Here is a 7,715-nt window from a genome sequence, read left to right as displayed (position 1 = left end):
TGATCCGCACCACACGCGGACGGATCGGCTCGCAGCTTGGCACACAAACCATCCTGATCCTGCACACGATTGGACGAAAATCAGGCCAGCCGCGCAGTATTCCGATTGCTTATTTTTTCCACGAGGGGAAATATCTAATCGTCGAATCCAACTGGGGGAAAGACAATCACGCCGACTGGTATTTCAATTTACAAAAACAACCACAAGCCAGCATTGAAGTGAAGGGGCAAACGATCAAGGTCAACGCAAGTTTCGCGGAGGGAGAGGGATACACGCGCCTGTGGGACTACGTCACCAAGAAACATCCTCCCTATTTGGAATATCAGAAGATGACATCCCGCCATATTCCGATTGTGATATTTAATCTAATTGATTGATTATATTTTAGGTCTCAAGGATGGTAATGAATTATGGATAAGTCAAACAAAGATCTTTGGCAAGTATTCGATTATGAGGTCCAAATGTATTTTGAAACAAGATCTATTTACGAGTCTTTAAAAACTGTTTCCAAAGATGTGAAAGCCAAGATAATTGATAATGTTCTTATAGAGAGTATGGTTTTGCATACTCGCATTATGATTGACTTATTGATTTCCAAGGGGCATAGAAATGATGATATCAAGCTAAAGGATTTGTTACCTGACTGGTGCGAGTCTGAGAAAGGAAAACATTTGATTAATGAGTTAGAGTCTATTTATGGAAAAGCTGATGTGAAGAATAGTCCTTGTTGGATTTTCAATAAGATGTTGGCACATCCAACTAAATTACGAACAACCTCTTATGATTATTACCCATCATTGAGAAAAGTTGGCCCACATGTAGTGAAAATATTGCTAGAAATCGTAAAAATAAAAGAAACGCCAATGTTGGCACATTATCTTGCAAGGCAGTAAGGTGAATGCAAAATATATGTGGTTTCAATTTGTGATTTTGATGTTGTTTCTTATGATAAAATCTCACCACTAACCAAAGGACGCCTTGGGGGAGCACCGAGCCTTTGGATAAAAAATTTTTCTGTACGGAGAATCAAATATATGCCACGTCGTTCATTGACTCGTCTCTACAAGGACGAGTTCTCAAACTATTCGCCTGCCAAATTCCAACAGGATTTGCTGGCGGGTCTCACCGTTGCCGCAGTTGCCTTGCCCCTTGCGCTTGCATTCGGTGTCGCATCGGGCGCAAGCGCCGCAGCGGGCTTGGTCACTGCCATTCTCGCAGGCCTCATCATGGGTCTGCTGGCTGGCGCACCATACCAGATCTCAGGGCCAACGGGTGCCATGTCTGCGGTGCTGATCGTACTCGTCACACGCTATGGGCTTCAAGGCATCTGGATCGCAGGCTTCCTTTCGGGTTTGCTGCTGTTGATCATCGGCATCCTGCGCCTCGGCCGCTTCATCGCCTTCATTCCCGCGCCCGTCATCAGCGGCTTCACCTCGGGCATTGCTCTCATCATCTTCATCGGTCAGATTGACAATTTGTTGGGCATCAAAACCGCAGCTACTGAAACCGCCGCGCAAAAATTACTTGGATATTTCAACGGCGGATTCATTCCCAATGTCCAATCGTTGATCCTTGGTCTCGTCGTGATTGGGACTATGCTATTGTGGCCGACGAAATGGAATGCGCGCTTCCCCGCTTCGCTGCTGGGCATCATCCTCGCCACACTTCTTAATTGGATTTTGGGTTGGTCGGCCGCAATGATCGGAGCCATCCCCCAGACCTTGTTCCTGGCTGACCACCTCAGCCTCGCCAACATCCCCTGGTCAAATTTCTCTGAGTTCATCGCGCCCACCCTCACCATCACTGCGCTCGGTGCTGTCGAGTCATTATTATGCGGCGCAGTAGCTTCCAATATGACGGGTATCCGTCTGCAGGCCAATCAGGAGTTGATCGCACAGGGCGTGGGCAACATGCTCATCCCGTTCTTCGGGGGAGTCCCTGCCACAGCTGCCATTGCCCGTTCCAGTGTGGGCATCAAATCAGGTGGACAGACACGCATGGTAAGCATCATCCACGCCATTGGATTGTTGCTCTCGATGTTCCTGCTCGCTGGCTTTATGGCGCGTATTCCGCTTGCGGCATTGGCTGGCGTGTTGATGGTCACTGCCGTGCGCATGAACGAATGGGGTGCCATCAAATTCACCTTTGGCAAGCGCTTCAAAACAGATATGATCGCCTTCACCATTACCATGCTCGCAACCATCACACTGGATTTGACTCAGGCCATCCTGATCGGTTCAGTCCTTGCAGGCGCGGTCTTTCTAAACAAGATCGCCAGCATGGATATAAATGTTCAGGAAATTGATATTGAAAGACTCAAACAAAAGGGAATCGAGACTGCGGGCAAATGCAGGCATGTACGCGTGGCGTTCTTGACAGGTCCCCTCTTCTTCGCGGCGGTAGGTCAGTTCAACGAATCGTTTGCAAACCTAAATGAAACTCACGCGCTGATCCTCTCCATGCGCGGCGTATCGTTAATCGACACGGCTGGTCTTGAAGCAATCCACAAATTGCATGAACGTCTGCATCAACAGGGCGGCATACTCATGTTCGCGGGTATCCACGATAATGCACGCAACATGATGGAGCGCGGAGGTCTCGTGGAAACCATCGGCGAGGAAAACTTCTTTTGGTCCAGCGACCAGGCCATCGTCGAGGCAGAGAAGCGAGGGTGTAAGTTCTGTTAATAAGTGCTGAGGTTCAGATGGTCAAAAGAGGCAGAGGCGCAAAGGGCTATGTCGGCTTCTTAAGGCTTTGTTCAAGACGATATAGTAGGTAGCCAGTTTCTGCACGCAGAGATTCGGCTTGATCGTATTCTTGCTGGACAATGTAACTCAAGTCGAGTGAAAGAATAAGAAAATATTCAACTTCAGATAATGAGCCTTGAGCAATATCAACATACCTGGCGGTCTGACCTCTTTTGCCATACCCATAACCCTCAGCAATATTTGCAGGCACCGACGATGCTGCACGGCGCAATTGGGAGGTCAATCCATAAATCTCGCTTTTAGGGAATTTATCAGTAAAGCTATAAACAAGCAAAGCCAATTGATGCGCCTTTTGCCATACAATTAATTTACGAAACCCTTTATCACTGCGTTCAACCTTTCCTTCCATGCATCCTCCTTATAAACCTTCTTTTTGAACATCTGAACTTCTGTACCTATGAACCTTTCCCCAACAACTCCTTCAGCCTCGGATGTCCCGCATAATATCCCCGATAGCTTTCTGGCAGCATCGCCGCTATTCGGCACATGATCTCATCGGTGGCCTGCTGCATGGCTTCTTCACGCCCTTTGCCTCTGGGAATTTCGATCAAAAACGGCTCGCCCGCCACCACTTTGATTTTTGACTTGCGAAATCTTTTGAGATTTGCGATCACACCAGCATCTTCTGTGCCTGTCAGCGCAACGGGTAGAACTGGATATCCGCTTTTGCTTGCAAGAAATGCGGCACCCATTTTCCCTTGTTGCATGGAAGCGGTTTTTGAGCGGGTACCTTCCGGGGCAATCACCATCAACCCGCCTTTTTTCATCCGTACTAAAATCTCGCGCAGGGCGGCAAAATCCGCTTCAAAACGATTGAGCCAGATCGCATTCACCGAGCGGCCAATCGCGCCGAATAGAAAATGATCCCTATATTTTTCGGCGACAGCGATAATGATGTCTTCACGATCTATCACACACAACAAGACAGCTGTATCCAGGCGGCCCAAATGATTGGAAGCGGCCAGAAAATTTCCTTCAGGAACATTTTCCCTGCCAACCAATTCCACGTCGGCGATGAGTTTCATAATAAAACGGATAATGGCACGTAAGATTCTAAATTTCATGAGCGTATTGTAACAACAATTATTGATACGTCGTTATAAAGAGGGCGTTAGACATTATCAGAAATAATCCTGTGGAAAAAAATCGACGATTCGCGATATTACCGATAAAGCCTATTATTATTCACCGTCGTTCAATAATTCCCTCAACCTTGGATGATCCGCATAATACCCGCGATTCATCTCAGGTAACATCACAGCAATGCGGCACATGATCTCGTCTGTATATTGTTGCAGCACTTCTTCGCGGTTCTCTTTGGGAAATGGTGGAAGTCTGAATGGTTTTGATGAAGTCAGATATATGGCCGTCCGCCGAAAGTGTTTCAGGTTGTCTTTGACGATACGATCCTCGGTTCCAGAGATCGCAATTGGCACGATCTGCCATCCCATTTTGGATGCGAGGTAAGCCACACCAGGTTTGCCTTGTGCCATCTTTTCATCCCGTGCACGAGTACCTTCAGGGGCGATGATGAGGGTCTGCCCCTCCTCCATGCGTTTTATCATTTCACGCATGGCTCGCAGATCAGGGTTGAAGCGGTCGATAAATATCAGGTTGAGGTATTTTCCCAGCCAGCGCCAAAGAGGATTTTTCTCCCATTTTTCTGCAACAGGAATGAAGAGATCCCAGTTATCCAGGGCGTAATAGGCAAGCGGGGTATCCAAAAAACCAAGATGGTTCACTGCAATCACAAATCCGCCTTTTTCAGGCAGGTTCTCATACCCGCACGGTTCTATTTTTGCAATTAGTTTAAAGACGGTATGAATCAGCCAGCGCAGGAATTTTTTCATATTTTTATTTTACACGTTTCTATGTCTTTATCAGTCAGGACTTTCACTTACTCAAAAAATAGTCCGCTAATCCTCGCTAATCTACACCAATCTTTCCACTCAGCTTGCTTTCTGCGCCGTCCTCGGCGCAGGATTTACTCGGAAAACGCCGCCGAGGATAGCCGCTAGAGCCTGCCCAATCTTTGCCCGTTCATCAAATACACAAATAAAAAAATGCCCCATTCACATTCAATTGAACGGGGCATTCATCAGTGTATTACAAGTTAACGCCATAAATAATCGGAATTATTCTTCTGGTGCGCGCTTTTCTGCATTCCATACTTGTTGAACATTTGGAGAAAAATATCATAATCTCCTGGGCTCATTTCCACGATCTGGAAGCCAACATTGTACATGCTCAAATCGTACGGATCGCGCTGGCACCACTTTGCAATTGCAATAAATGTTAGATAGCTTTTATTCGAGAGCTCCCCCATTTGATCGATGCGAAGTTTGATATTTACATTGACGGGGATCGGCTGAGGGCTTTCCACCTTAAACCCGCCCGTGCTAATATCAACAAGCTGGCCGATGAGTTTTCCAGTCATCTCGTCAAATACGCGCATATAATAGGTAAAATTCTTCCGCCCTAATTTTCGACGTTCGCCTGCCATCGGAACCTCCTTTCAGATTCGATAGGTTGCCTCAGTATATTGCAATAATTATGAAGAATCAAGCCTTTTAAGTACTGTTTTGAAGGATATGTGTCAGTATTGTGGCTCCTGAGCCGCCGATATTTTGCGTCATACCGATCTTCGCGTCGTCCACCTGGGTTTGGCCGCACTCCCCCCGCAACTGCTGGACTACCTCCACAATTTGATACATTCCCGTCGCGCCGACTGGGTGGCCCCGGGCTTTTAATCCGCCGCGAGTGCAGACGGGCACACGGCCCTGTGGGCTGATCTCGTTATCGAGGCCTAACCTTACTCCCTGGCCTCTTTCGGCAAATCCGCTCGCCTCGAGGGAAAGTGCCGCCATGATCGAGAAGGCATCGTGGATCTCAAATACATCAATATCCTGGGGGATTACACCTGCCATTTCATAAGCACGTTTGGAAGATAAATATGCCGCCTGCAAGAACAGCGGATCCTTGCGCGAGTGAACGGCAATCGTGTCCGTTGCCGCGGCAGAGGCAGCAACAAGGATGCGCGGCTTGCGCATCACCTTATCGGCTGGGACAATCACCGCCGCCGCCGCCCCGTCACCAACTGGCGAGGCATCCAATAAATTGATTGGCGTAGCGATCATGGCTGATCTTTCAAATTTCTCTGTGCTTATTTTTTCATGCAGGCGCGCATAAGGGTTATGCACCGCATTCGCATGTGCATTAATTGAAAATGGGGCAAAGTCTTCGTGTTTCCAACCGTATTCATGCATGTATCTGCGCATGATGAGCGCGTTTAGGCCCACGAAGGAAATTCCCTGCTCGCCTTCATAGTCGGTATCGGCGGCGGTAGCTAAGGCTGCGGTGACATCACGCCCGGCTTTATCCGTCATTTTTTCGACGCCTACTACCAGTGCAGACTCGACGTCGCCGGAGGCAACAGCCATCAGCGCGGAGCGAAACGCCGCTGCTCCTGATCCGCAGGCCGCTTCGATCTTAACTGCTTCCTGCTTCCACAGCCCAATCCAATCTGAAAAAAAGGCTCCAAGCTGATTCTGCCCACTGACCATTGGCGAAAGCATATTGCCGATAAAAAGCGAATCCACTGTTTCAACACCTGCATCCTGCATGGCGGCAAAGGCGGCTTCTCCACCAATTTCGCGCAGGGATTTATCCCACTGCTCATCTACTTTTGTTTGACCAACTCCAAGAATAGCTACTTGTCTCATAATACCTCTCAGCAAATTCTACCGCATTGTGCCGTCAGGAACTATCATGATTGGCGCGGAAAACTGTTGCATTTGCCATGATTTCTTGCTATGCTTTATCATAAGAAAGGAGAGAGAGTGTATCGAATTATTCCCCTGATCTTTACAGCCCTGTTGATCGCAGGGTGTTCGCAAGCTCAAGTTGAAACGCCTTTAGCTACTGCAACACTGCCCGCAGTTGAAAATGATTGGACGATTCAGATGACTCAATCGGGCGGCATCATGGGCTTGCTGCGCACAATTGAAATCAAATCAGATGGCGAATATACTGTTACAGATGAACGGGCAAATCAAACTGTTACAGGAAAACTTTCGGCGGATAAGCAGCAGAGATTAAATGAACTTGTTTCCTCTGCAGAAGATTTAGCAGGAAAACAAATTGAGAGGAACATTTGCGCCGACTGTTTTGTTTACGACATTGAATTCCAGATAAACGATAATAATTTCGCAGTGCAATTCAATGACACCAGCCTGCCTGACTCTGGCTTTGAGCCTCTGGTAACAGAATTGAGAAATATTATTGACAGCTCTCTGAAATAGTTATGGAAAATACTGAATGGCTTGAAAAATATTTCGAGAAGGTGACCCTGTCTTCTGACGAGGGGCGGGAAGCAGTGGATTATGCGCGTGCACACAAAACGCGGGTAGGCATAAAACGTGCAAGAAAAAGTGTGGGGGCATTTTGCACGCTCGCCCGCAGTTTCTATTTGAACGAGGTCCATTACACACCTGATGCAGCCTTGGAAAAACCTCGTGCCTGGTCTTTGTTTATCCATGAAGTAACGCACCTAAAACAAGGCTTGTTCACGGCCCTTTCCATTTATGGTGAAATGGAGGCCTGGCAGATCGAGTTTCGTGCATACAAAAAGATGACTGGCAAGCCGCTCAGCCCATTGCTCGAAGAACTTTTATCCATTCCATTAGGCATGGATCGCAACCATCTGCGCCGCGTTCGCGAGATCATGACGGAATATGCAGGCAAAGGTTATGGCGCAAATTTTCTGCCGTTATATCCAATTCATAAAGAGATCAAATATTGGGTTACACGAAAACAAAGTTGATTCGATGTTTGTTTACAAAATAGACAAGTTTTTTTAATGTAAACCGCTTTTGTTTGTTGTATGATGATGCAAGGAATAAGAAAGGAGGTTGCGATAGATTTACCGCCTGAAATACATAAAGACGG

At 47.3% G+C, this 7,715-nt stretch carries 10 protein-coding genes; 5 read left to right on the top strand and 5 right to left on the bottom strand.

Features of this window, described 5'->3' with window-relative positions; translation table 11 throughout:
* The 3 genes from AC14M5_RS04310 to AC14M5_RS04300 all read left to right on the top strand — a co-directional run.
* The coding region (locus AC14M5_RS04310; RefSeq protein WP_484028403.1) for a nitroreductase/quinone reductase family protein at positions 1-377 on the top strand (377 nt) is incomplete at its 5' end.
* 33 nt (positions 378-410) lie between these two features.
* A complete protein-coding gene (locus tag AC14M5_RS04305; protein ID WP_484028402.1) occupies positions 411-893 on the top strand; it encodes a hypothetical protein in 483 nt (160 codons plus the stop codon).
* Positions 894-1,034: 141 nt separating this feature from the next.
* The gene (locus AC14M5_RS04300; protein WP_484028401.1) at positions 1,035-2,687 is read left to right on the top strand and encodes a SulP family inorganic anion transporter; all 1,653 of its coding nucleotides are present in this window, start codon (positions 1,035-1,037) and stop codon (positions 2,685-2,687) included.
* A 46-nt stretch (positions 2,688-2,733) separates the two neighbouring features.
* Here AC14M5_RS04300 and AC14M5_RS04295 read toward each other — a convergent pair whose 3' ends face one another.
* From AC14M5_RS04295 to AC14M5_RS04275, 5 genes are all read right to left on the bottom strand, one after another.
* Entirely contained in the window at positions 2,734-3,117 is a 384-nt protein-coding gene (locus tag AC14M5_RS04295; protein ID WP_484028400.1) for a four helix bundle protein, read from the bottom strand.
* Between the two features lie 46 nt (positions 3,118-3,163).
* Entirely contained in the window at positions 3,164-3,832 is a 669-nt protein-coding gene (locus AC14M5_RS04290; protein WP_484028399.1) for a lysophospholipid acyltransferase family protein, read from the bottom strand.
* Between the two features lie 117 nt (positions 3,833-3,949).
* Positions 3,950-4,618, bottom strand: a complete 669-nt coding sequence (locus AC14M5_RS04285; protein ID WP_484028398.1) for a lysophospholipid acyltransferase family protein — start codon at positions 4,616-4,618, stop codon at positions 3,950-3,952.
* Positions 4,619-4,881: 263 nt separating this feature from the next.
* Positions 4,882-5,271 carry a PilZ domain-containing protein gene (locus AC14M5_RS04280; RefSeq protein WP_484028397.1) on the bottom strand — a complete coding sequence of 130 codons (390 nt, stop codon included), beginning with the start codon at positions 5,269-5,271 and terminating at the stop codon, positions 4,882-4,884.
* 67 nt (positions 5,272-5,338) lie between these two features.
* Positions 5,339-6,490 carry a thiolase domain-containing protein gene (locus AC14M5_RS04275; protein WP_484028396.1) on the bottom strand — a complete coding sequence of 384 codons (1,152 nt, stop codon included), beginning with the start codon at positions 6,488-6,490 and terminating at the stop codon, positions 5,339-5,341.
* A gap of 117 nt (positions 6,491-6,607) precedes the next feature.
* On the opposite strand from AC14M5_RS04275, the gene AC14M5_RS04270 reads away from it, so the two are divergent.
* Positions 6,608-7,069, top strand: a complete 462-nt coding sequence (locus AC14M5_RS04270; protein WP_484028395.1) for a protealysin inhibitor emfourin — start codon at positions 6,608-6,610, stop codon at positions 7,067-7,069.
* Between the two features lie 2 nt (positions 7,070-7,071).
* Positions 7,072-7,590 (top strand): hypothetical protein, encoded by a 519-nt coding sequence (locus AC14M5_RS04265; protein ID WP_484028394.1) that lies wholly within the window; start codon positions 7,072-7,074, stop codon positions 7,588-7,590.
* Positions 7,591-7,715: the final 125 nt, after the last annotated feature.

The organism is Candidatus Villigracilis sp., from assembly GCF_057083605.1.
The sequence above is the reverse complement of the archived record's forward strand: the minus strand, read 5'-3'. Positions and strand labels throughout refer to the sequence as shown.